The 21908-nt window shown below is 54.6% G+C and carries 16 protein-coding genes; 8 read left to right on the top strand and 8 right to left on the bottom strand.

The window, feature by feature from the left end:
* Position 1 precedes the first annotated feature (1 nt).
* Both ACTG27_RS10065 and ACTG27_RS10060 read right to left on the bottom strand, forming a co-directional pair.
* Positions 2 to 619, bottom strand: coding sequence for an aminodeoxychorismate/anthranilate synthase component II (locus tag ACTG27_RS10065; protein WP_013723977.1), 618 nt, complete (start codon positions 617 to 619; stop codon positions 2 to 4).
* On the bottom strand, positions 616 to 2247 hold the full coding sequence (locus ACTG27_RS10060) for an anthranilate synthase component 1 (protein WP_439979611.1): 1632 nt from the start codon (positions 2245 to 2247) through the stop codon (positions 616 to 618). The genes ACTG27_RS10065 and ACTG27_RS10060 overlap by 4 nt, the downstream gene beginning before the upstream one ends.
* A gap of 436 nt (positions 2248 to 2683) precedes the next feature.
* On the opposite strand from ACTG27_RS10060, the gene rnm reads away from it, so the two are divergent.
* The 5 genes from rnm (at position 2684) to rluB (ending at position 6929) form a co-directional block, all read left to right on the top strand.
* The gene (rnm, locus tag ACTG27_RS10055) at positions 2684 to 3565 is read left to right on the top strand and encodes an RNase RNM (protein WP_064336955.1); all 882 of its coding nucleotides are present in this window, start codon (positions 2684 to 2686) and stop codon (positions 3563 to 3565) included.
* A 226-nt stretch (positions 3566 to 3791) separates the two neighbouring features.
* Positions 3792 to 4412 (top strand): L-threonylcarbamoyladenylate synthase, encoded by a 621-nt coding sequence (locus ACTG27_RS10050; protein ID WP_021231208.1) that lies wholly within the window; start codon positions 3792 to 3794, stop codon positions 4410 to 4412.
* The gene (locus ACTG27_RS10045; protein ID WP_439979610.1) at positions 4405 to 5274 is read left to right on the top strand and encodes a segregation and condensation protein A; all 870 of its coding nucleotides are present in this window, start codon (positions 4405 to 4407) and stop codon (positions 5272 to 5274) included. Before ACTG27_RS10050 ends, ACTG27_RS10045 begins: the two co-directional genes overlap by 8 nt.
* A 24-nt stretch (positions 5275 to 5298) precedes the next feature.
* Positions 5299 to 5871, top strand: a complete 573-nt coding sequence (gene scpB / locus ACTG27_RS10040) for an SMC-Scp complex subunit ScpB (RefSeq protein ID WP_058057734.1) — start codon at positions 5299 to 5301, stop codon at positions 5869 to 5871.
* A gap of 134 nt (positions 5872 to 6005) precedes the next feature.
* Positions 6006 to 6929: a 23S rRNA pseudouridine(2605) synthase RluB gene (gene rluB / locus ACTG27_RS10035; RefSeq protein WP_005347347.1), complete on the top strand. Its 924-nt coding sequence runs from the start codon at positions 6006 to 6008 to the stop codon at positions 6927 to 6929.
* Positions 6930 to 7034: 105 nt separating this feature from the next.
* On the opposite strand, the gene ACTG27_RS10030 is transcribed toward rluB, so the two are convergent.
* The 5 genes from ACTG27_RS10030 to ACTG27_RS10010 all read right to left on the bottom strand — a co-directional run bounded on the left by ACTG27_RS10030 (position 7035) and on the right by ACTG27_RS10010 (position 15110).
* Positions 7035 to 8197 (bottom strand): IS3 family transposase gene (locus tag ACTG27_RS10030; RefSeq protein ID WP_368150226.1). Its coding sequence is split into 2 segments (ribosomal slippage): positions 7035 to 7942 and positions 7942 to 8197, totalling 1164 coding nucleotides; the frame shifts between segments, so codons are not numbered across the junction.
* A gap of 87 nt (positions 8198 to 8284) precedes the next feature.
* A complete protein-coding gene (locus tag ACTG27_RS10025; RefSeq protein ID WP_439979609.1) occupies positions 8285 to 9730 on the bottom strand; it encodes a sigma-54-dependent transcriptional regulator in 1446 nt (481 codons plus the stop codon).
* A gap of 2 nt (positions 9731 to 9732) precedes the next feature.
* Positions 9733 to 11265 carry a phospholipase D-like domain-containing protein gene (locus tag ACTG27_RS10020; RefSeq protein WP_439979608.1) on the bottom strand — a complete coding sequence of 511 codons (1533 nt, stop codon included), beginning with the start codon at positions 11263 to 11265 and terminating at the stop codon, positions 9733 to 9735.
* 12 nt (positions 11266 to 11277) lie between these two features.
* Positions 11278 to 12387, bottom strand: coding sequence for a hypothetical protein (locus ACTG27_RS10015; protein WP_330125019.1), 1110 nt, complete (start codon positions 12385 to 12387; stop codon positions 11278 to 11280).
* Positions 12384 to 15110, bottom strand: a complete 2727-nt coding sequence (locus tag ACTG27_RS10010) for a DEAD/DEAH box helicase family protein (protein ID WP_439979607.1) — start codon at positions 15108 to 15110, stop codon at positions 12384 to 12386. Before ACTG27_RS10010 ends, ACTG27_RS10015 begins: the two co-directional genes overlap by 4 nt.
* Positions 15111 to 15611: 501 nt before the next feature.
* Between ACTG27_RS10010 and tesB the strand changes: the two genes are divergently transcribed.
* Entirely contained in the window at positions 15612 to 16478 is an 867-nt protein-coding gene (tesB, locus tag ACTG27_RS10005; protein ID WP_042032451.1) for an acyl-CoA thioesterase II, read from the top strand.
* Between the two features lie 78 nt (positions 16479 to 16556).
* Here tesB and aceK read toward each other — a convergent pair whose 3' ends face one another.
* Complete coding sequence (aceK, locus tag ACTG27_RS10000) at positions 16557 to 18284, bottom strand: bifunctional isocitrate dehydrogenase kinase/phosphatase (RefSeq protein ID WP_258720911.1); 1728 nt, start codon at positions 18282 to 18284, stop codon at positions 16557 to 16559.
* A gap of 206 nt (positions 18285 to 18490) precedes the next feature.
* Between aceK and ACTG27_RS09995 the strand changes: the two genes are divergently transcribed.
* Together ACTG27_RS09995 and thrA are read left to right on the top strand one after the other, a co-directional pair.
* Complete coding sequence (locus ACTG27_RS09995) at positions 18491 to 19198, top strand: tRNA/rRNA methyltransferase (protein ID WP_100654199.1); 708 nt, start codon at positions 18491 to 18493, stop codon at positions 19196 to 19198.
* Positions 19199 to 19448: 250 nt separating this feature from the next.
* Positions 19449 to 21908 (top strand): bifunctional aspartate kinase/homoserine dehydrogenase I, encoded by a 2460-nt coding sequence (gene thrA, locus ACTG27_RS09990; protein WP_019445660.1) that lies wholly within the window; start codon positions 19449 to 19451, stop codon positions 21906 to 21908.

Here is a 21908-nt window from a genome sequence, read left to right as displayed (position 1 = left end):
CTTACCGCACGCTGCTTTCTGGACGGGTGATATGGGCGAGCGCCTGAGTCAGCAGACGGGCCCCTTCCGAGGTCATGATGGATTCCGGGTGGAACTGGAAGCCCAGTACCCGCTCATCCTGCTGCTCGATGGCCATGGGCATGCCCTGATAGTGGGCAATCACCGTCAGCTCTTCCGGTACATAGGTGGCGACCAGCGAGTGGTAGCGGGCCACCGGCAGCGGGCTCGGCAGACCAGCGAAGGCACCGTGGCCGTTGTGCTCAATCAGGGAGCGCTTGCCGTGGACAATTTCGCCTGCCGCGCCGACGGTGCCGCCGTAGGCTTCGCACAGAGCCTGATGGCCGAGACAGATGCCCAGGATGGGCACCTGACCGCGGGCCAGTTTGATCAGATCAATCAGGCAACCCGCTTCGTGGGGGGCACCCGGGCCCGGCGAGAGCACCAGCACGGCGTCCCCTTCGCAGGCGGCGATCTCGCTCATGATGCGGCTCGCCGGCAGGCTGTTGCGGTAGATCCGCACCGGATAACCGAGGGAGCGGAACTGATCGACGAGGTTGTAGGTAAATGAATCGAAGTTGTCGAGCAGGAAGATATTAGTGGCTGTTGATCCGGTACTCATTGGCTCACGTCCTTATGTTGCTCCTGCTGGGCGCTCAGGGCTTGCAGGGAGGTGCCATGGCTGGCTGCGATGGCGGCCAGTACGGCGGCCGCCTTGGCGCGGGTTTCGTCCGCTTCGGCCTGGGGCTTGGAGTCATAGACCACCCCTGCACCGGCCTGTACGTGGGCCACGCCATCTTTCACGAAAGCGGAGCGGATGACGATGCAGGTATCCATCTCGCCTGCGCCGTTGATGTAGCCAACCGCGCCGCCGTAGCTGCCGCGGCGCTTGCCTTCCACCATGCGAATAAGCTCGCTGGCGCGGATCTTGGGGGCGCCGGTGAGGGTGCCCATGTTCATGCAGGCCTGATAGGCGTGCAGGGCGTCAAGGTCAGAGCGCAAGGTGCCGACCACCTTTGAGACCAGGTGCATCACGTGGCTGTAGCGATCCACTTTCAGCAGCTCCTTGACGTAGCGGGTACCGGGCTCGGAGATGCGGGCGATGTCGTTGCGCCCCAGATCCACCAGCATCAGGTGCTCGGCCACCTCTTTCTCGTCCTGACGCAGTTCCAGCTCGATACGGCCATCGAGATCCCGGTTGATGCTGCCATCGGGGTTGAAGCCGCGGCGGCGGGTACCGGCGATGGGGTACATCTCCACATCGCGGCTGGCGGCGCAGAATTTCACCGCGCTCTCGGGGGAGGCGCCAAACAGGGTGAAGCCCTCATCCTGCACGTAGAACATGTAGGGGCTGGGATTGGTCTGCTTGAGGCGGCGATAGGCGGCCAGGGGGCTCGGGCAGGGCAGGGAGAAGCAGCGGGACGGCACCACCTGGAAGATATCGCCACGGCGGATAAAGCCCTTGAGCTTCTCCACCTCGGCGCAGAACTGTTTGTCGCTCTTGTCCACGCTCATGCCACCGGTCAGGGGCTGGGTGGTCAGCTCGGCGCTTAGAGGTTGCTGGCAAATCTGTTTGAAGTCGGTGAGCCGTTCGGTCAGGCGGGTGTATCTGTCTTCCACCTGGCTCTCGTCGCTGTCGCCGCCAAAGATGCATGCCAGCAGTTGAGTGGTGCGTTCGATATGGTCGATGGTGATCAGGGTCTCGGCCACATAGAAGCAGTAGTCGGGGCAGTCGTTGCTCCCTTCCGGCACGTCGGGCAGATCTTCAAAAGAGGCGATGAGGTCGTAGGCGAAGCTGCCTGCCATAAAGAGGGCTTCTTTGCCGAGCTGGCAATCAAGCTCCCGCTGCAGGGTACGCAGCACGTCCAGCACGCTGCTCCCCTTGAGGCGGGAATCTTCGTCCAGCTCCCGATCGGAGGCCGGGAAATCGAGCTGCAATTCGCCATCTACCAGCGAACGAGCCACCACCGCAGGCAGACGGTCAGCCAGCAGGCTTTGCAACTGGGCGCCGTTGTCGTTCAGGCTGCGCACCCGCACGGTGCGGCCACGGCACTCGATGCGCAGGCAGGCATCGACCAGCAGCAGGCTCTGTTTACCCGCCTTGGAGTCGATCTCGACCGATTCCAGCAGCAGGTTGTTGGGGCGGCCCTGACAGAGACGGGTATAGAGCGCCAGCGGATCGGCCACATAGGGGGCGTTGAGCTTGAGGGTATCGAATTCACCCAGAGGAAGGCGATGTGTGGCTGTCATAGTGCGTTCCCTTGCGTGTGATGCGTGTTACCGATGTTCATGACGTTGAATTCCTTGAAAATTTAATTGGTCCGGGGTGGCTGGCTCAGGGGCGCCATCGCCAGGTCAGCTTGCTTGTCTGAATTCTCGGTTTCATCACAGGTCCATTTGCCGGATAATAAAAAAGCCCGCTGGGGTCAGCGGGCTTTTTCTTTGGGTTCTTAATTTGCTGTCAGATTACAGGTACAGCAACGACCACACGCCCGCATGTCAGGGAGTGTGCCACCACCAGATGGTCAGGATGGAAGTCGTTTGCATGATAAAGTCCTGTAAAAAGATGTTTGCAATGAAGTGCCTACAGAAAACGATAAAGCCGCGGCCAAGTCAAGTCGCTTTTTAGCCTTCTTTCACCGATTTGCCATGAATGGTGACCTGACCACGAGAGCGGAATAACCTGATGAGATTCGATCTTCACTGCCATACCACTGCCTCCGACGGGGTGCTGAGCCCAGCCGAACTGGTGCGCCGCGCCGCCGAGAAACAGGTCGAGGTGTTAGCAGTTACTGACCACGACACCCTCGCCGGGCTTGATGAGGTGCGCCGTACCATCGACGCCGAGCAACTGCCGCTGCGATTGGTGAGCGGGGTCGAGATCTCCACCGGCTGGGAGCATCACGAAATTCATATCGTGGCGCTGGGGGTGGATGAAAAAAATCCGCAGCTGACCGACTTTCTGGCTGGTCAGCTGGCCCGTCGCGAGGCGCGCGCGCTGGAAATCGGGCGTCGTCTGGAGAAGTGCCTCATCCCCGGCACCTATGAAGAGGCCAAGGCGCTCGCCGGTGACGCCGCTGTGACCCGCGCCCACTTTGCCCGAGTGCTGGTGGCACGCGGGGTGGCCGACAACATGCAAAAGGTATTCAAAAAGTACCTGAGCCGTGGCAATAAAGGGTATGCCCCGGCCGAGTGGCCCGAGATGAGCGAAGCTATCGCTGCCATTCACGCCGCCGGTGGGCTGGCGGTGCTGGCCCACCCCAGCCGTTACGATCTCACCGCCAAGTGGATCAAGCGGCTGCTGGTGGCCTTCAAGGCGGCCGGTGGCGATGCCATGGAGGTGTCATTGCCCCAGCAGAGCCCGCAGGAGCGGGCCAATTTGGGCCAGTGGGCCAAGGATCACGACCTCTATATCTCGGTGGGATCGGATTTTCACTTCCCCTCCAACTGGACCGAGCTGGGCCGCCACCTCTGGCTGCCCAAAGAGGGGATGCCCGTCTGGTTGGCCTATCCCGGTCACTTCGGGCTCACCACCGAACAGCATGCCGAGCTGCTGGCAAGCCGGTAACGGCGCCAGCGAAATAGGGAACAAGCCGGGCAAGAGGGGATTCCCATAGTGTGGCTTGCCTATCCCGGTCACTTTGGGCTCACCACCGAGCAACATGCCGAGCTGCTGGCGAGCCGGTAACGGCGCCAGCGAAGCGGCCACAAACAGGTTAAGGTAGTGTCATGGGTCTTTGGCCCGTGACCATACGAGCGGGCAGGTATTGCTGCCCCCATTGCGAGAACAAGCTATGAGTCAGCATTTTTACGTACATCCTGAAAACCCCCAGGCCCGTCTGATCGGTCAGGCGGTACAGATCATCCAGAACGGCGGCGTCATCGTCTATCCGACCGACTCCGGTTATGCGCTGGGTTGCCAGATGGGTGACAAGGGCGCGCTGGAGCGCATCTGCCGCATCCGTCGCCTCGACGCCAACCACGATTTCACCCTGGTGTGCCGCGATCTCTCCGAGATCTCCACCTACGCCAAGGTCGACAACAGCGCATTTCGCCTGATCAAGAACAACACCCCGGGCGCCTACACCTTCATCTTCAAGGCGACCAAAGAGGTGCCGCGCCGCCTGATGAACGAGAAGAAGAAGAGCATCGGCATCCGGGTGCCGGACAACAAGATTGCCCAGGCGCTCTTGGAAGCCCTCGGCGAGCCGCTGCTCTCCACCACATTGATCCTGCCGGAGTCCGAGATGGCCGAGTTTGACCCGGAAGAGATCTTCGACAAGCTGGGCAAGCAGATTGATCTGGTGGTCAACGGTGGTTATCTGGGCGAGCAGCCCACCACAGTGGTCGATTTCTCTGACGACGAGCCGGTATTGCGTCGTCGCGGCGCCGGAGATCCAACCCCGTTTGAGTGATGTCGCTGAACCGGTGACAGTCCCTTCCGCCGAGACGGGGGCTGGCGCCGCGCTACCCATCGCGAAAGTCCTGGGGCAGCCCTATCACGAGCTGCCTCAGGACCTGTTCATCCCGCCCGATGCGCTGGAGGTGTTCCTCGATACCTTCGAGGGGCCGCTCGATCTGCTGCTCTACCTTATCCGGCGCCAGCAGCTCGATATTCTCAACCTGCCGATCCTGCAGATCACCGCCCAGTACATGGAGTACGTGGAGCTGATGCAGGGACTCAACCTTGAGCTGGCGGCCGAATATCTGCTGATGGCGGCCTGGCTGGCGGAGATAAAATCCCGCCTGCTGCTGCCCAAGGCGCCGGAGCTGGAGGATGAAGAGGAGGGAGAAGACCCGCGGGTGACCCTTATTCGCCGCCTGCAGGAGTACGAGCGCTACAAGGTAGGTGCAGAGAGGGTCAATGAGCTGCCACGGGTGGAGCGGGAGATTTATATCGCCGCTGCCTTGCCCCCCGATTTTGGCGCCCTCAAGCCACTGGCGCCCGATGTTTCGCTGGTTGAGCTCGCCCTTTACATGCAAAGTGTGGTAAAACGCGCGACTCATTTCGAACATCACCAGATCCGTCGCGAACAGATCCCGACCCGGGTGCGCATGGCGGAGATCCTCGCCATGCTCACGCTGGGGCAGACCCTGCGCCTTGAGCAGGTGCTGCGTGCCGAAGAGGGGCGGATGGGCGTGCTGGTGACCTTTCTGGCGCTGCTGGAGCTGTGCAAGGAGCAGCTGATCTGGATTTTGCAGGCCGAGCCTCTGGGTCCGATCCATTTTGCCCTGGCCAGCCAGAGCGAGGAGGGGGAGCGTGGTCTTGCCCATTGAGATGGCTTTTGCGAGGAACGCCCAATGGCACTGCCAGCCGAACGATTAAAGACGCTGATCGAGGCGGCGCTGTTTGTGGCCGGTCGTCCGCTCAATGTCAGCGAGCTGAAAAGCAGCGTGCTGGCGGATTATCCGGTGACCAGTCGCTATGTTCAGCTGCTGTTGGCCGAGATCAGGCAAGATTACAGCTCGCGGGGCGTCGAGCTCAAAGAGGTCGCCTCCGGCTGGCGCTTTCAGGCGCGTCAGGAGTATGCCGAAGAGCTCTCGCGGCTCTGGAGCGAGCGGGCGCCGCGCTATTCCCGCGCCGTGATGGAGACTCTGACCCTGATTGCCTATCGCCAACCCATCACCCGGGCCGAGATCGAAGCGATCCGCGGGGTGGCGGTGTCGAGCCAGATAGTGAATACCCTGAAAGAGCGTGGCTGGGTGCGTAGCATCGGCCACAAAGAGGTGGCCGGTCGCCCCGAACTGCTCGCCACCACCAGAGAGTTTCTGGATTACTTTAATCTGCAGAGTCTGGAGCAGCTCCCCGAGCTGGATCCGGAGCTGCAACCCCTGTTGCCCTCTGCGGTGGACGGGGAGAGCGATGCCCGGTGATTGGCGCCCAAGCGTGCCGATTTCACCGAGATATACATTTTTCAACTGTGGTGAGTGCTCCAACCAGCGTTTGTTACAGTTAACCCCGTTGCCCCTTTTACCAGTGGGCAGCGATCAACAATCAGGTAACCCCGATGAGTGAAAAACTGCAAAAAGTGTTGGCCCGCGCGGGTCACGGCTCCCGTCGTGAGATGGAGGCCCTGATCACCGCAGGTCGGGTCAGTGTGGATGGCAAGGTCGCCACACTGGGGGATCGCGTCGAAGTGAACGCCGTGATCCGGGTGGATGGTCACCAGGTCAAGACCCGTGCCGCAGAGGAAGTTATCTGCCGCGTACTGGCTTACCACAAGCCGGAAGGGGAGATGTGTACCCGTCACGATCCGGAAGGTCGTCCCACCGTGTTTGATCGTCTGCCCAAGATGGAAGGTGCCCGCTGGATCGCGGTCGGCCGCCTCGACGTCAACACCTCAGGTCTGCTGCTGTTCACTACAGACGGTGAGCTGGCCAATCGCCTGATGCACCCGAGCCACGAAGTGGAGCGGGAATACGCGGTCCGTGTCTTTGGCGAGATCACCGAAGCCATGCTGCAGCGTCTGCGCAAGGGCGTGCAGCTGGAAGATGGCACCGCCAAGTTCAACAAGATCAAACCGGCTGGCGGTGAGGGTCTGAACCAGTGGTTCAACGTCACCCTGACCGAAGGTCGCAACCGCGAAGTGCGCCGCCTGTGGGAATCCCAGGAAGTGCAGGTGAGCCGCCTGATGCGTATCCGCTACGGCGATGTCAAGCTGGACCGCGGCATCCCGCGCGGCGGCTGGCAAGAGCTGAAACTGCCGGAAGTGAACTACCTGCGCGGTCTGGTCAACCTGCCGCCGGAGACCGAATCCAAGGTCGATCTGCAGCAGGATGGCAAAACCAGCCGTCACAAGCAGGCCGCCCAGATCCGTCGCGCTGTGCAGCGTCACAAAGAGATGCAGGGCAAAGAGCCGCGCGCTCGCGCCACCACCGCCCGTCGCAAGCCGCAAGCCTCTACCCGCAACTCAGGCACCGGCAGCAAGTAAGCCGATAGCCCGTTGCGAACTGCGTGCCGTTCAAGTGCGCAGTCGGCCAAGTAAAGGCCCGCATCAACAGATACGGGCTTTTTTATTTTCATTGTCCTGTAGTGGTCAACTAAATCCGGACACTTGGTTAGGCCGATCTTCGGCTTTTGCTGGCGGTATCCCGTCATTGTATTGATGTGGACGTCGCCAGTTGTAGTGATCCATCAGGTAATAACTGATATCCCGCTTTGCTTCCCGCAGGCTCATATATCCCCTTGCCGGGAGCCACTCTGACTTCAGGCTTCTGAACAACCGTTCCATCGGGGCGTTATCCCAGCAGTTGCCACGCCGACTCATACTCTGGGTCATGCGATAGCGCCACAGTCGTTGCCGAAATGCCCGGCTGCCATATTGGCTGCCCTGGTCAGAGTGAAACAGCACGCCTGACGGACAACCCCGCTGCTGATACGCCATCTCAAGTGCTTTGATGGCCAGCTCGGCATCTGGTTTATCTGACATCGCCCACCCCACAACCCGCCGGGTATGCAGGTCAAGCACCGCTGCCAGGTAATGCCAACGACCACCTGCCCAGACGTAGGTGATATCGCCACACCACACCTGATTGGGTTGTTGGACATCAAATTCGCGGGCCAGCAGATTGGGAATGTCCGGTCGTTCAGACCGTGCCACCTTATAGCGGTGTGCGCCCGGCTGTTTGGATGCCAGGCCGGCTTCCTTCATCAGGTTACGTACTTTGAATCGACCAATCTGATACCCCAACTCTCGCATCATCGACATCAAGGCGCGGCTGCCAGCCGAATCCCTGCTCTCTTTGAACAAACGGCGCAACTCAGAGCGCTGTTGCATGCGCTCACGGTTAATCGTCCGCCTGCGAGCCAGATAATCGTAAAAACAGGAGGTGGGAACATCGAAGGCGCAGCAGACCAGAGTGATGGGGGCTTGCTCCCTTAATCGGTCTATCAGCGCGTACGTGTGAACTCGTCCGTCATCAAGAGAGCAGTAGCCTTTTTTAGAATGTCCTTCTCACGTTCGAGCCGGTTGATGCGGGCTTCCAGTTCCTGAATTTTTTGCTGCTCCAGAGTCAGTGCTTTGCTGATTGGGGTAGTGCCACTGCGTTCGGATTGCAGTTGCCGAACCCAGCGGCGAAGTATGGTTTCACCGATATCCAGTGAACGACTGGCTTCGGGGACAGAATATCCCTGGTCGAGCACCAGGGATGCGGCTTCGAGTTTGAATTCGGCAGTAAATGAGCGACGTAATCTTGTCATTGAACACCTCAGGTCATGGTGGCGACTGTACCACCTAAAATGGTGTCCGGGATGATTAGACCACTACAAATGGGACATCAAAATAACTCAATTGTCTCTCATATACTTTTGCAAAGTTTTTTGATCCACCTTCAATGCTTCTGCGGCTTTAACCCATGTACCGAATTGCTTTTTGGCAGCTGTTGCAAATTCCTTATGAAACGCTTTCGTTAACTCATCCTTAGTTGTCTTGGATAAATCACCAAATGCAAACCTTGTGTCAGGACTATCCTCCTGGATAACAGGCTCGCCCAACGAAGCTAATGAGCTAGAGATTGCCAACTCTGTAGTTTGAGAGCTCAAAAAAGCACAAGACATGTATGCCAGCTTTTTTAGGTCACGCAAGTTACCTGGTAAATATGCCGAGTTAAAAAACTGGATTAACTCATTTGACACTGGAGCTTCCGCAGGCAGATTGGGGTTAACATTAACTTCCTGCCAGATTCTTTGCCAATCCGAAAAAATATCTTCTCTGCATGCACGAAGTGGAGGTATTGTTATTGTTAGCATGGATACACGATCAAAGAAATCAGCATCGAGTATCGTTGCCAATTGCTCAAGTGATTTATTACTCGCACAAACTAGCTCGAAGTCAGATGCTTCCTCAATGTCACTTCCAACAGGGCGAAAACTGTGATGGTTATCTTGAAGCACTCGAACCAGCTTTCGCTGAACCGAAGTTGGTAAATCTTGTATCTCATCCAAGAACAATACTTTTCCATTTGCTTCTTTCAAAAGCCCATTGCGATTCTTTTCCGCCCCAGTGAACGCCCCTTTTACGTGGCCAAACAACATACTATCAACCACTTGAGAATCTAGTCCTCCACATGCGAGCGTAACAACCTGCTTTTGCTTTACCCTACCGACAACGGTTTCAATTAGTCTCGTTTTCCCTGTACCACGTTCACCCAGTACAAGTAACGGAGCTTTGGGAACGCAAGAGAACTGCTTTAACGTTTGTAATGCATTCTGCCTTGCTTTTGATTTAGGGTCTAAATCGTAAAGGGCGTAACCGCTCTCTGAACTTGAAATAGCAGAGATCTCTGCCAGATACGTGTTTACACTGAAATCAACTTTGACAATGCTGGTTCTTTTGGTATCGGGGTTATATTGTGATGACCAGAGGATTGTTTCGCGTGGAAAATGCCCCCGAGCATGAAGAATCAACCAAACAGCATGCATCGCCGGAGTTCCCGGCGATACATTGATATGAAGATGTTGTTCAAGCTTTAGCTCTGGAATAATCTCAGATTCTATTGCGTGATAAATTTCGTTGTGATCAGCTGGGTTCTCGATAGCTACAGTTCGAAAGGTAATCTGTATATCGCCAAATTCATGCTCTTTGTACAGACTGTTATCCCCAGCTGACTGAGTAAGCACAATTACTTTGCCAACATAAACTTTACGATTCTTAAGCCGCTTTAACGCTTCGTCTAATACCTCAACCCCAGCTCTTTTTGAGTGCCAACAAAGCAGCGTGTTTTTGTTATCCAAAGTTACGCCTCCAATACAATTAGGGCGTTTGGCAATTCACTTTGCTTCAGCCTTGTTGCCATGGCAAGTTCGGATTCTTGACGAACCGTAATAGCTAACTGTTTTTTTGTCAGTCGAACAACCTTTGGCTCATAACTTTCTCTAGGCGATCCTGAATCCTGCTTCTTAGAAGTTTCATCCTTAGCCGTTAAAGGTTTGAAATACTCTGGACTGGCGTTAGTGATAACTGGTGGCTCTATACGCCATTTATACTCAATCTTGTGCGAGGTTTTTTCCCGCCAGTTTGCATTGGGTATTTTTTGGTGCTTATCCATATCAGACAAACAATCTGCTTTTATAGGAGATAACTCAACAATGTCTACTTCGCTGACAGAGTACCTCTTGAATATATTACTTTCCCAAGCTTCAAAACCACCAGAAATCATCCCTAGACTCATATCTATGTGCAATTGATTATGGCTATTAGTTAAAAACACATCGAAGCAATTCATCAGCTCTTTTACCTGAGTACCTGTGAGCTTTACGCCTAACTCAAAGCCTTGATCCATACCATGCGCTTGAAAATTGGCCGACATCACCATGCCATGCATTCCATCTACTACAATCGCTTTGGCATGTAGCCATTTAAAACACATCACCGATGCACCAGCCTGTTTCATAGCCAACAACGCTGGCATGGCTGCGGGTCTTTGGCGAGATAGTATGGTGACTTTTAGCCCCGACTTCGCACGTTCACATATTGATTTTACAAGCTGATGGTCCTCTTGCCATCCAAAACTCGATATGATGAGTTCATTTTCCGCTTGATTTATCAACGCTAATGCGTGTTCCCTAATTCGAGCGTCTTCACTCGATGTGACCAGTATTTCAGTTAATTCCCTTGGATATCTGACATTGCCCGGCGACTTATATGCTGAGAATTCACCACGGCTTGTCATATGGTGCTGCGCACTCTCGAAGATTGCCCAACGGAACACATTCACGATCTCAGCTATTTGATGGCGTGAAAGCGAGACCCCCAACTCTTCATTTCGTAAAAGAGCTTCTTCTGTAAGGTTTGCCGTTAAAAGCAACCCTTTCGCATTACCAGTTTCATGTAATGCATCTATAACAACGGCTTTTGCGTGGAAATGCGGCGCAGATGCAAAGTGAACATGTCCAGACAATTTATTTAACATTTCCTTATGTTGCACAAGACACTTCTTGCCAAAGTCATCGTCAGGCACATCGCCATCAAGACGAGTCTCACATGCCAATAGTATGTACACACTAACTTTGCGCTTTGCAGCTTTTAGGACAGCAGATTCGACATTCTCATCAGCAAGCAAAAACGTACTAAGAATAACCGAGTGCTCGGCATTATCGATTAATTCGACAACTCTTGATTGGAGCTCATTGCAGAACAAAGAGCTATTAATAGGTTGCGGAGCAGATACCTGTTTAGGTAAAACAGGCAAAAGCACAGGGGGCAACTTGGTATTTGATTGATCAACAATCTTGGTTTCTGTCTTAGTAAACTTTTCAATTAGATTCATCACTATTATTCCTTATAGGTTCCAATCATGGGCAGCAATTACATGCCAGGTACGCTGATTTTGCTGGTCTTCCTCAATCCAAAACTGATTTGCCAGTTCAGCCCTATCAGGTAGTGTAAAATTCCAATCTCTAAAAGGTTCGAGTGCTTTCTCTCTCCAAATTTGGTATTTGCTATTAGTGGCGTACATATTGATATTTTTCTCTAATCTCCATTCAGACCACTTTCTAGCATCCAATTCAGTCAATGATGATATAGAAATATTGTGTAACTTCATCGCATCAAACGAGCCCAACTTGTGAACAGATGGTCTTTTTACACTTACCGAGCGTTTCATATTGATTCGCTCAGATTCAGTAGTATTTTCGAAAACCACTGACAAGATTTCAGTTTGCTCATCCCATTGTTCAAGCAAGCCCTCACTATGCAGAAGTACTTTCAAAACTTGCTGACGGTTGATTGGTTCAACCCGACGTGAAAATATAAGATCCTTTCCGCGCTTCACATCGACATTGCCATCAGTCACATTCCACTCGATGTAATACGGTTTTCCTTGAGGTGAGATGCGCTCACCTTTGAGTTCAATTTTGTCAACGCGTACTTCCGAACCACCACCTATTGGTTCAACCTTCAGGCCACAAACGTCTTTGACTAGTTGAGGAACCTCAACTAGTCGCTTTGCTCTTTCATTTAGCTGGTTTCTGTTTTTTCCAAGTCCGATTGACACTGCACTAGGCTCTGTGTGCGCTTCAATAGTAAGAAGTGGATGAGGCAATAAAGGCTCATGACAAACGCAAAGGCTCCAACATCCATCTTCTGGTACTAGGATTTGATCTTTCTCAAGAGCAATCGATCCTGATTCAGTGAGCCTGTATTGGTCTCGACTAGACTCAGCAAGTCCATATAACCGACATATATTTAGTAACCTATCAGCAACGACACGACGTCCAATTTTATCTCCAAATAAATGCTCAGAGCACTCTGCTGAACTCGCATCTGGATAGTCGTGAAGGAATTGCAGCACGCAGTTAATTTCTGGACGGCTATCTGCCAGCGCGATTTCACCCTGTATGAGCCAAGTTTCAGTCTTAATTTCTCGTTTTAGTATGATGTCTTGGCTCATAGTGCCTCCTGTGATTCAGTCTCAATGGTTGTAGACCAGTATGAATTGCTTGCAAAAGTACCTAACACACCCGATGCCTTTTGCATTGCAGATCGGTTTCCGTACACAATGAGCTGATGCTTGGCCCTCGTAATTGCCACATTCAAGCGATTTGGGCTTTCGAGAAAACTCGTGGGATGATTATTTGCGAAACTAAGCATGACAAAGTCAGCCTCATGCCCCTGAAAACGGTCTACGGTACATATCTGAATATCAATATACGGTGAGGATTTTTCACCTCGATAGAAATGCCTTACTCCGTGATGATTTCCCGTCCACTTTCGTAAAGCTCTACGTATAGCTCGCTCTTGCGCCCGATAGAAAGCCAAAACAGCAACTTCCCAAGGCTTTTGTTGGTTTTTATCAACATGTAGGTTTGATTTTGCCCAAGAATCAAAGCGACTTAACTCTTTTAATATTTCTTCTACTTCAGCGGTAATTTCACCTTCTTTTCCTTTTCGACCTTTAACATCGTGCCATATACAACGATGTGAGCCGTTTCGATATCCCCAGTCCCGCTTTTCAGCCTGGCCATCAGGGCTTTGCAGTGCTTTTTCATTGTATATATGTACTCGGGAAAACTCGGCAATGTCTGGATGCATCCTGTGCTGGTAACTAAGCCGTATTTGTCGTTGATCCAAAACACTGGCTGGAAGTCCATCAGACAGAGCGGTGCCTTGATTCTGATACTCTGTTCGTTCAAATCCAACTTGCAGTGATTCAAGAATAGAAGGCAGTGCGATCCTACGTACCCTGTCTATTGCAGTGAACGTATCTTTTTCTGAGTCAAATGGTAGTAGCGCTTTGATATCTTCCTCTAACTTGTTAGCAGTTTTAGAACTTCCGTTAGATTCTGTATTTAGGCGCTGTTCGTACATACGAGCCAGTCGCCACGCTAACTGAGATTCCCAGCTATCTGACTCGGTCTTGATTTTTGTACGAGTTAATCTCGAATGCGCTGCAAGTCGCATTTCTAACTTTTTCGGTAACGCAGGTAGCCCCCTTATGGTCGTCAAATCTAGGGGAAGGTGATTAGCATTCTGAGCGATGAATGCTGACGAACCAAGGACTACTGATGCGTAAGGGATAGCTGTCTTAGGTCCTTTAGATGATGCAACCAATACATTTTTGGCCTTTGCTTGCTGATGATAAAATTCAATTGTCTTTTCATCGTCAGTGCAAACCAAGGATACTTCTCGTTTCTGAAAATTAATTTGTCGAGCAGAGAAAACATCTGCGCATGCTTCTCGCTGATAACTATCCTGTAAACATGGCTTCAAATTTACTTCGGTAGCTTCATCATCAACATAAGGCGAAAGCTGTTTTGGGTCTCCCACCATGATCCAACGCTTGGCAAGTACTGCTGGCACCAAAAACTCTTGAAACGTTGTTTTTGATGCTTCGTCAACAATCATCACATCGAAGATTGGCGATGTTGATTGTTTATTTTTGATATCAGGATGCTGAAGCAAACCAATGGTTGTCCCGCAAACTAAATTCGCTGCTTCAAGAACAAGACGTTCAACAATATGTTTACCTTCACCGACCTTACTTTTAAGTAACTTCTGACTAACTGAAATGTGTGGTTGTTGCTGAAGATGTTTTAGCAATCTTGTGCGTTCAGTTTTAACGAACTCTTCCAATTGCCATGGCTTTGCCTTTTGAACGCTTGATTTATCTCCAATCCGCACAGGTAACACCATGTCGCGATAAATATTTTCCTCAGACATCATTCTCTCAAGAACATTGTCAACAGCAACGTGAGTTGATGCACAAAGTAAGATCCGCTTACCTCGCTTTATGAATTGAAGAATCAGTTCGCAAATGGCTGTAGTTTTACCAGATCCTGGGGGGCCCTCAAGGAAGGCAAAGTCTGGTGTATTGAGTGCAATATTTACAAACTCACGCTGCTGAGATGTTCCCTCCCTCGCACCATCAGCAAGAACGTAGTAGTCATCGTTAAATAAGTGCTCATCATAAGGAACATTCGGCCACTTAGCATGATCCTTACCTTCAAACAGCCTCAATAGCGGAAGATGGTGAATAGAAGGTGTGTCTTGTAAGCTTTGTAATGCATTAATCTGACACTTTAACTGGTATGTGTTTGGACGAATAACCAAATAGTCGTGGTCAGGTAAACGATCCAATAACAAGCTGTCATTTTCTACATTTCTGTCTAGGACTGAAATTGCGTTGGATTTATTGAATCCAACATTGCTTTGTGATTTCCCAGTCAAATGCCAACCATAACCGTCTGGACACTCATACGACGACAGCCCATTACCTAATTCACTCGCAATTTCGTCCGCATGCTCCTCAGTTGCATAAGCCATTTTAGGTTTACCGTGACTTTTACAATTTGGGCATTCTCTAGCAGCACTACCCACGGCTTTCCATCTCGCGGGGCTTGCTTCGTATACCGTGTCGGTACTTTCATCTAAAAAGAGCTTTAAGTTCTTTTCGAAATCACCGCAGTTATCAGCTGGCTCAACTAATTGTATCCATACTCCACGTTGAGCATCGTCCAGCTTCTCCCAAGCTATCGCTTTAACAGCCTTCGTACTTTCTAGGTATTTTCGAGTGGTGACTAAATACTTATAAAAGTCACCAAGACCACTCACTGCTTTACTAAGCAGGATGTCTGGCCGGTGAATTCCTAAGTTTGCGTATCTCAATAACGCCATGTTTCGTCCTTTGATCGAATAAGTTGTTTTTCCTAAATATCAAGCATCGTGCCAACAACCTTCGGCATCAAAGACCCCAATGAAATCGTACAGTAAAAAAATAAAGGTATTTCGAAGGGGGTGTTTTTACACCATTGAGTATTTTTTATAACCTTTTTGTGTCGCTTTGTACATCATATTGTAGTGGTCTAATCATCCCGGACACCATTTTTAGGTGGTACAGTCGCCACCATGACCGGAGGTGTCCTAAGCCGACAACCCGTTGCGTACTGCGCGCCGTCAAATAGCGCGTAGTCGGCCAAGCAAAAGGCCCGCACCAGATGGTGCGGGCTTTTTTGTATCCAATGTTTACATCCAATACCCGCCCTGCACAGGCCAAAGGGCGGTGGGTAAGGGGGGGGCGGGGCGTTTCTGTCGTCAGCTTGCCCGCTAAGACGTGGCCGAGGTTGCTCTGCTCCGGTGAGCTTGTTAGCCTGTGCGGCTCTGACAGAGGAGTGAACAATGAGCAAGGTACTTGATGGGCTGCTGGCGTTGCTGGCGCTGGAAAAAATCGAGGAGGGCCTGTTTCGGGGCCAGAGCCAGGATCTCGGTCTGCGGGCCGTGTTTGGCGGACAGGTAATGGGGCAGGCCTTGTCAGCCGCCAAGCAGACGGTCGAGACCGGTCGTCAGGTTCACAGTTTTCACTCCTACTTCCTGCGTCCGGGGGATGTGACCCGTCCCATCGTCTATGACGTGGAGAATATCCGCGACGGCCAGACCGTCTCCACCCGCCGGGTCAAGGCGATTCAGGGCGGCAAGCCCATCTTCTATCTCAACGCCTCGTTTCAGGTGCCGGCCGATGGCTTCGAGCATCAGGCGCAGATGCCCACCGGCATCACCCCGCCGGAGGAGCTCAAGAGCGAGCTGGAGCTGGTGCGCCCCTACGAGAACCTGATCCCGGCCTCCCTGCGTGACAAGATCCTCTGCGAGCAGCCCATCGAGATGCGCCCGGTGACCCTGGTCGACCCTATTCGGCCGACGGTGCAGGATCCGGTGCGTCACGTCTGGTTCAAGGCCAACGGCCAGATGCCGGACGATCTGCGAGTGCACAAATACCTGCTGGCCTACGCCTCCGACTTCAACTTCCTGCTCACTTCGCTGCAGCCCCACGGGGTGTCGTACTGGGAGCCGGATATGCAGGTGGCGACCATCGATCACTCCATGTGGTTCCACCGGGATTTCCGCTTCGACGACTGGCTGCTCTACGTGGTAGACAGCCCGAGCGCCAGCAGCGGTCGCGGTCTGGTACGCGGCCAGTTCTTCACCCGTGACGGGGTGCTGGTGGCGAGCACCATGCAGGAGGGGGTGATCCGCCGTCGCGGCAGTTAAGGCGCAAAGCGGATAGCAAAACGGGGTGGCTTGGGTCACCCCGTTTTCGTTGCTGCCATTCGCGCTGGGCCAGCGGGATCAGCCGCCGCGTTGGTACTTGAAGCGTTTCTTGCGCCGGTAGGGGTAGACATCCTCGAACACTCCCACCTTGATGTTGCTCTGCAGCATCTTCCAGTAGTTGGCGTCGAACATCTCCTTGTGCAGTTGCAGCATGATCTCCCGCACCTGCGGCTTTTGCAGCAGGAAGGTGGCGAACTCCTCTGGGAAGATGTCGTTGGGGGCGACCGAGTACCAGGGCTCGGCGCTCCACTCATCCTCGGGGTAGCGGGGCGGCGGGATCTGGCGGAAGTTGCACTCCGTCATGTAGCAGATCTCGTCGTAGTCGTAGAAGACCACCCGGCCGTGACGGGTGACGCCAAAGTTCTTGAACAGCATGTCCCCTGGGAAGATGTTGGCCGCCGCCAGCTGCTTGATGGCGTTGCCGTACTCCTCCAGCGCGAGCCGGGTTTGCTGCTCGTCCGCCTTGTCCAGATAGAGGTTGAGGGGGATCATCTTGCGCTCGGTGTAGAGGTGCTTGATCACCAGCTTGTCGTCCGTGATGGTGAGGGCCGAGGGCGCCACCGTCTTGAGCTCGGCCAGCAGTTCCGGCGAGATGCGATCCAGCGGAAACTCGAAGTTGGTGAACTCCTGGGTATCGGCCATCCGGCCAACCCGATCGTGCTGTTTTACCAGCCGATACTTCGCCTTCACCTGCTCGTGGCTCACATCCTTGGGGGGCGTGAACTCGTCTTTTATCACCTTGAACACCACATCGTAGGAGGGGAGGGTGAACACGCTCATCACCATCCCCTTGATGCCCGGCGCGATGATGAACTGATCCCGACTCTGGGCCAGATGGTGACGGTAGTGGCGATAGAGCTCGGTCTTGCCATGTTTTTGGCAGCCGATGGCGTTGTAGATCTCGTAATCGGGCTTGTGGGGCATGATCTGGCGCAGGAAGGCGACAAACAGCGCCGGTTCGCGGGCATAGACCATGAAATAGGCGCGGGCGAAACCAAACACGATGGAGGCGAGGTCCGGCTCGAAGATAACTGTATCCACATAGATGCTGTGGCCGGTGCTGAGCAGGGGCAGGATAAAGGGGAACACCTGATCCCGGGCCCGGATCAGCCCCACCAGATAGGCCCCCTTGTTGCGGTAGAACACCTCTTTCAATAGCTCGATGGCAAACGGTTCGTCATGTAGTATTTGTGGGCCGTTCTCCGCAAGATGGCGGTGGATGTCGACAATATCCCGCTGCTTGTCCTCGTAGGGGAGGGTGAAGCTGTAATCCCCCAAAAGCTGGCTCAGGGTCTGCGGCAGGTGGGCGAGATCGGTGCGATAGATGCGCAGCAGGGCGCTCAGGTCCGGTTTTTCGCCACGGCTGACAAAGGGGTGGATATAGAGGTTTTCGTCGCGGATATTGCGATGGCGAAAGATCCGGCGATAGACGGAGTTGAAGAAGGACTCCGCCACCTCGAAGTTGTCACAACGGGGCAGCAGATCGCTGAAGGCGCTTTTGACCCGCTTGAGCAGCTCCTGAGTGGCGTGGTGCTCCCCCATCATCTGGCGGATGGAGCTGGCGGTGGCCCCCACATGGTGGTCATAGAGGCGAATACGCTCGCGCCCGGCGAGCTGTACCCCCAGCCAGTCACTGTTCTCGAAGCGGCTCTTGCTGCCCTGGGTTATCTCGAGAAACCGGCTGTAAAACGACTCGAAGCGTTGCAAGATAGTCTCGGCGACGGCCTGTTCCAATGGCTGCTGCATCTCTCTCTTCCTTGTGATCTGTCGGGCCGATAGCGCGAAGGATTGGGTGTAATTTGTTCACACGTCAGGCCACTATCGCAACATTCAAACGTCTGTTCAAGTGGCAATTTTCGGGGATAAACGGTAGATTGCGCCCCTGTTTTGGTGATGGTTTAGCGACTGTTTGCTGTCTGTTTGAGAGGCCGTCCGGCCTGTGAGGAAACCCGATGAAGCTCTATTTTGTCCTGGTGGCACCTGCCCGACCTGCGAATGTGGGGGCGGCTGCCCGCGCCATGAAAACCATGGGATTCGATGCCATGCGACTGGTGGCGAGCCGGGTACACGAAGAGGAGGAGGCGAGCTGGGTAGCTCACGGCGCCCAGGAGATCCTGACTCAGGCCGAAGCGTTCGATACCCTGCCCGAGGCGCTGGCCGACATGGATCTGGTGATCGCCACCACCGCCCGTGAGCGCGGTCGCTACCAGCACTACCTCACCCCGGGGGAGATCCGCGAGCAGATCCGCAGCAAACCTTCACTCAACAAGGTCGCGATCGTCTTTGGCTGCGAGGAATCGGGGCTCTCCAACGAGCAGCTGGCCGAGGTCGATCTCATCAGTTATCTGCCGCTCAAGGTGAGCTACCCCTCCCTTAATCTGGGGCAGGCGATCATGCTCTACGCCTACGAGATGAGTCAGCTGATGGATGAGCTGAACGCCGACGGCGGCGCTGCGGTAGCAGAAAATTTTGATAACGCCGGGCAGGTTCGGGTGCTGAAAAGCAAAACAGCAGAATTGCTTGGTGAACTCGGAGTTTCGCAGGATGAAAAACTGCATCAATGGGTGATGGACCGAGTACCCATGCTGCCGCAGCGGGATTTGAACATGCTCCACCTGCTCTGCAAAGACCTTGCGCGCAAACTTGGCAAAGAGGTTTAAGTTGACAGCCCATCGCCCGCCGCGGTATTGCTAAAAGCCAGCTTCGTCAACGAGTGTTCGTCATGCAGTTATTCACCAACGTCATCACCACCACCATTATTACCGGTACCACCACAGGTGGCACTGGGGCCGGTTGATGCGCTGACGAACAAGCACAGAAATCTAAAAAGGCCCGTACCCACCCAGTACGGGCCTTTTTGTTGGATTGGTTTTTAGATTGAATTTCATAGATTTACAGGGAGAGAAAGCGATGAGAGTGTTGAAATTTGGCGGGTCTTCACTGGCCGATGCAGAGCGTTTTTTACGGGTGGCCGATATCGCGGTCAACACCCACGGCCAATCTCAGGTAGCCCTGGTGCTCTCTGCACCTGCCAAGGTGACCAATCATCTGGTGGCGCTGGTGGAGCAGACCAGTCGCGGCATGGATGCCAGTTCCACCCTGTTTGAAGTGAACGGCATCTTCTCCCGCCTGCTGGCCGGGTTGAAGGCGGCCTATCCGGCGCTCGATGACAAGGCGCTGCTGGCCCGTCTCACCGCCGAGCTGGATCAGGTGGAGCGGCTGATGCAGGGCATTCGTCTGCTGGGCCTCTGCCCGGACAACGTGCAGGCGCGCATTCTGAGCCGTGGCGAGAACCTCTCCATCGCCTTTATGCACGAACTGCTGCGGGTGCGCGGTCTGGATCTGGAGCTGATCGTACCGGAAGAGCTGCTGGTCACCGACGGCGGCTATCTGGAAGCCCATGTCGATATCGAAGCCTCCCGCCTGCGCTTTGCCGCCAAGGGGCTGCGTAGCGACTGTCTTTACCTGATGCCGGGCTTTACCGGTGGCAGCGACAAGGGCGAGACCGTGCTGCTGGGTCGCAACGGCTCCGACTACTCCGCAGCCGTTTTGGCCGCCTGCGTCGATGCCGAGTGCTGCGAGATCTGGACTGACGTCGAGGGTTGCTACAGCTGCGATCCCCGTCTGGTGCCGGATGCCTACCTGCTGAAAACCCTCTCCTACAAGGAGGCGATGGAGCTCTCCTACTTCGGTGCCAAGGTGCTGCACCCGAAAACCATCGCGCCGGTGGCCCAGTTCCATATTCCCTGCCTCATCAAGAACAGCTTCAACCCGCAGGGGCCGGGCACCCTGATCGGCCCGGAGAGCGGCGACGATGACCTGAAAGTGAAGGCCATCTCGGATCTCTCCGGCATGTGCATGTTCAACGTCTCCGGCCCCGGCATGAAGGGGATGGTCGGCATGGCCGGTCGCATCTTCTCAGCCGTCTCCCGCGCCGGGGTCAGTATCGTGCTGATCACCCAGTCATCTTCCGAGTACAGCGTCAGCTTCTGTATCCACAGCTACGACAGTGAGAAGACCCGCAAGGTGCTGGAGCGCGAGTTCGAGCTCGAATTCAAAAACCAGCTGCTGGAGCCGCTGGATATCATCAGCGATCTGGCGATCATCTCCCTCATCGGTGACGGCATGCGCACCAGCAAGGGGATGGCGGCCCGCTTCTTCACCTCGCTGGCGCAAGCCTCCATCAACATCGTCGCCATCGCGCAGGGCTCTAGCGAGCGCTCAATCTCGGCGGTGGTGCGGGATCGCAAGGTGGCGGAAGCCATCAAGGCGTGTCACCAGAACTTCTTTGGCAGCCAGCAGTTTATCGATCTCTTTGTGGTCGGTGTCGGTGGCGTCGGTGCCGCGCTGGTGGATCAGATCGCCCGCCAGCAACCGGTTCTGGCCGAGCAGGGCACTGGCCTGCGGGTGGTCGGCATCGCCAACAGCCGCCAGATGGCGGTCAACAAGGATGGTCTGAACCTCGCCAACTGGCGTGAACAGCTGGTGGAAGCCCGCGACAGCTTCTCGCTGGAAGGGGTGAAAAAGCTGGTGGAAGATAGCCACATCATCAACCCGGTGATCGTCGACTGCACCTCCTCCGAGGCGGTGGCCGTCCAGTATGCGGACTTCCTCGCCGCCGGTTTCCATGTGGTTACCCCGAACAAGAAGGCCAACACCGGCTCGCTCGATTACTACAAGGCGCTGCGCCGCACCGCCCGCCAGACTCGCCGCAAGTTCCTGTACGAGACCAACGTGGGCGCCGGTTTGCCGGTTATCGAGAACCTGCAGAACCTCATCAAGGCCGGTGACAAGCTGCGTGCCTTCGATGGCATTCTGTCCGGTTCCCTCTCCTTTATCTTCGGCAAGCTGGATGAGGGGATGGCCTTCTCTGAAGCCACCAAGATTGCTCGCAGCAACGGCTTTACTGAGCCGGATCCCCGCGACGATCTCAACGGCATGGATGTGGCGCGCAAGCTGCTCATTCTGGCTCGTGAGGCTGGCATGGCGCTGGAGCTCTCCGATGTCGAGGTGGAGCAGGCACTGCCACCCGGCTTTGACGTCAGTGGCGACGTGGAAGCCTTTATGGCCCGCCTGCCCGAAGCCGATGGCTGGTTCCGCGACCAGTTCGCCGCCGCCCAGCGTGAAGGCAAGGTGCTGCGCTATGTGGGTTCCATCGAGGGTGGCAAGTGCAAGGTGGCCATCAAGGCGGTCGGTGGCGACGAGCCGCTGTTCAAGGTCAAAGACGGGGAGAACGCGCTCGCCTTCTTCTCCACCTACTACCAGCCGATCCCGCTGGTGCTGCGTGGCTATGGCGCCGGTACCGAAGTGACCGCGGCGGGCGTCTTTGCCGACGTGCTGCGCACCCAGAACTGGAAGCAGGAGCTATAA

Origin of the sequence: Aeromonas sp. 97A (assembly GCF_051919185.1) — a bacterium.
Classification (GTDB): domain Bacteria; phylum Pseudomonadota; class Gammaproteobacteria; order Enterobacterales; family Aeromonadaceae; genus Aeromonas; species Aeromonas veronii.
Note: the sequence above shows the minus strand (reverse complement) of the source record. Positions and strands in the feature narration are given on the sequence as shown.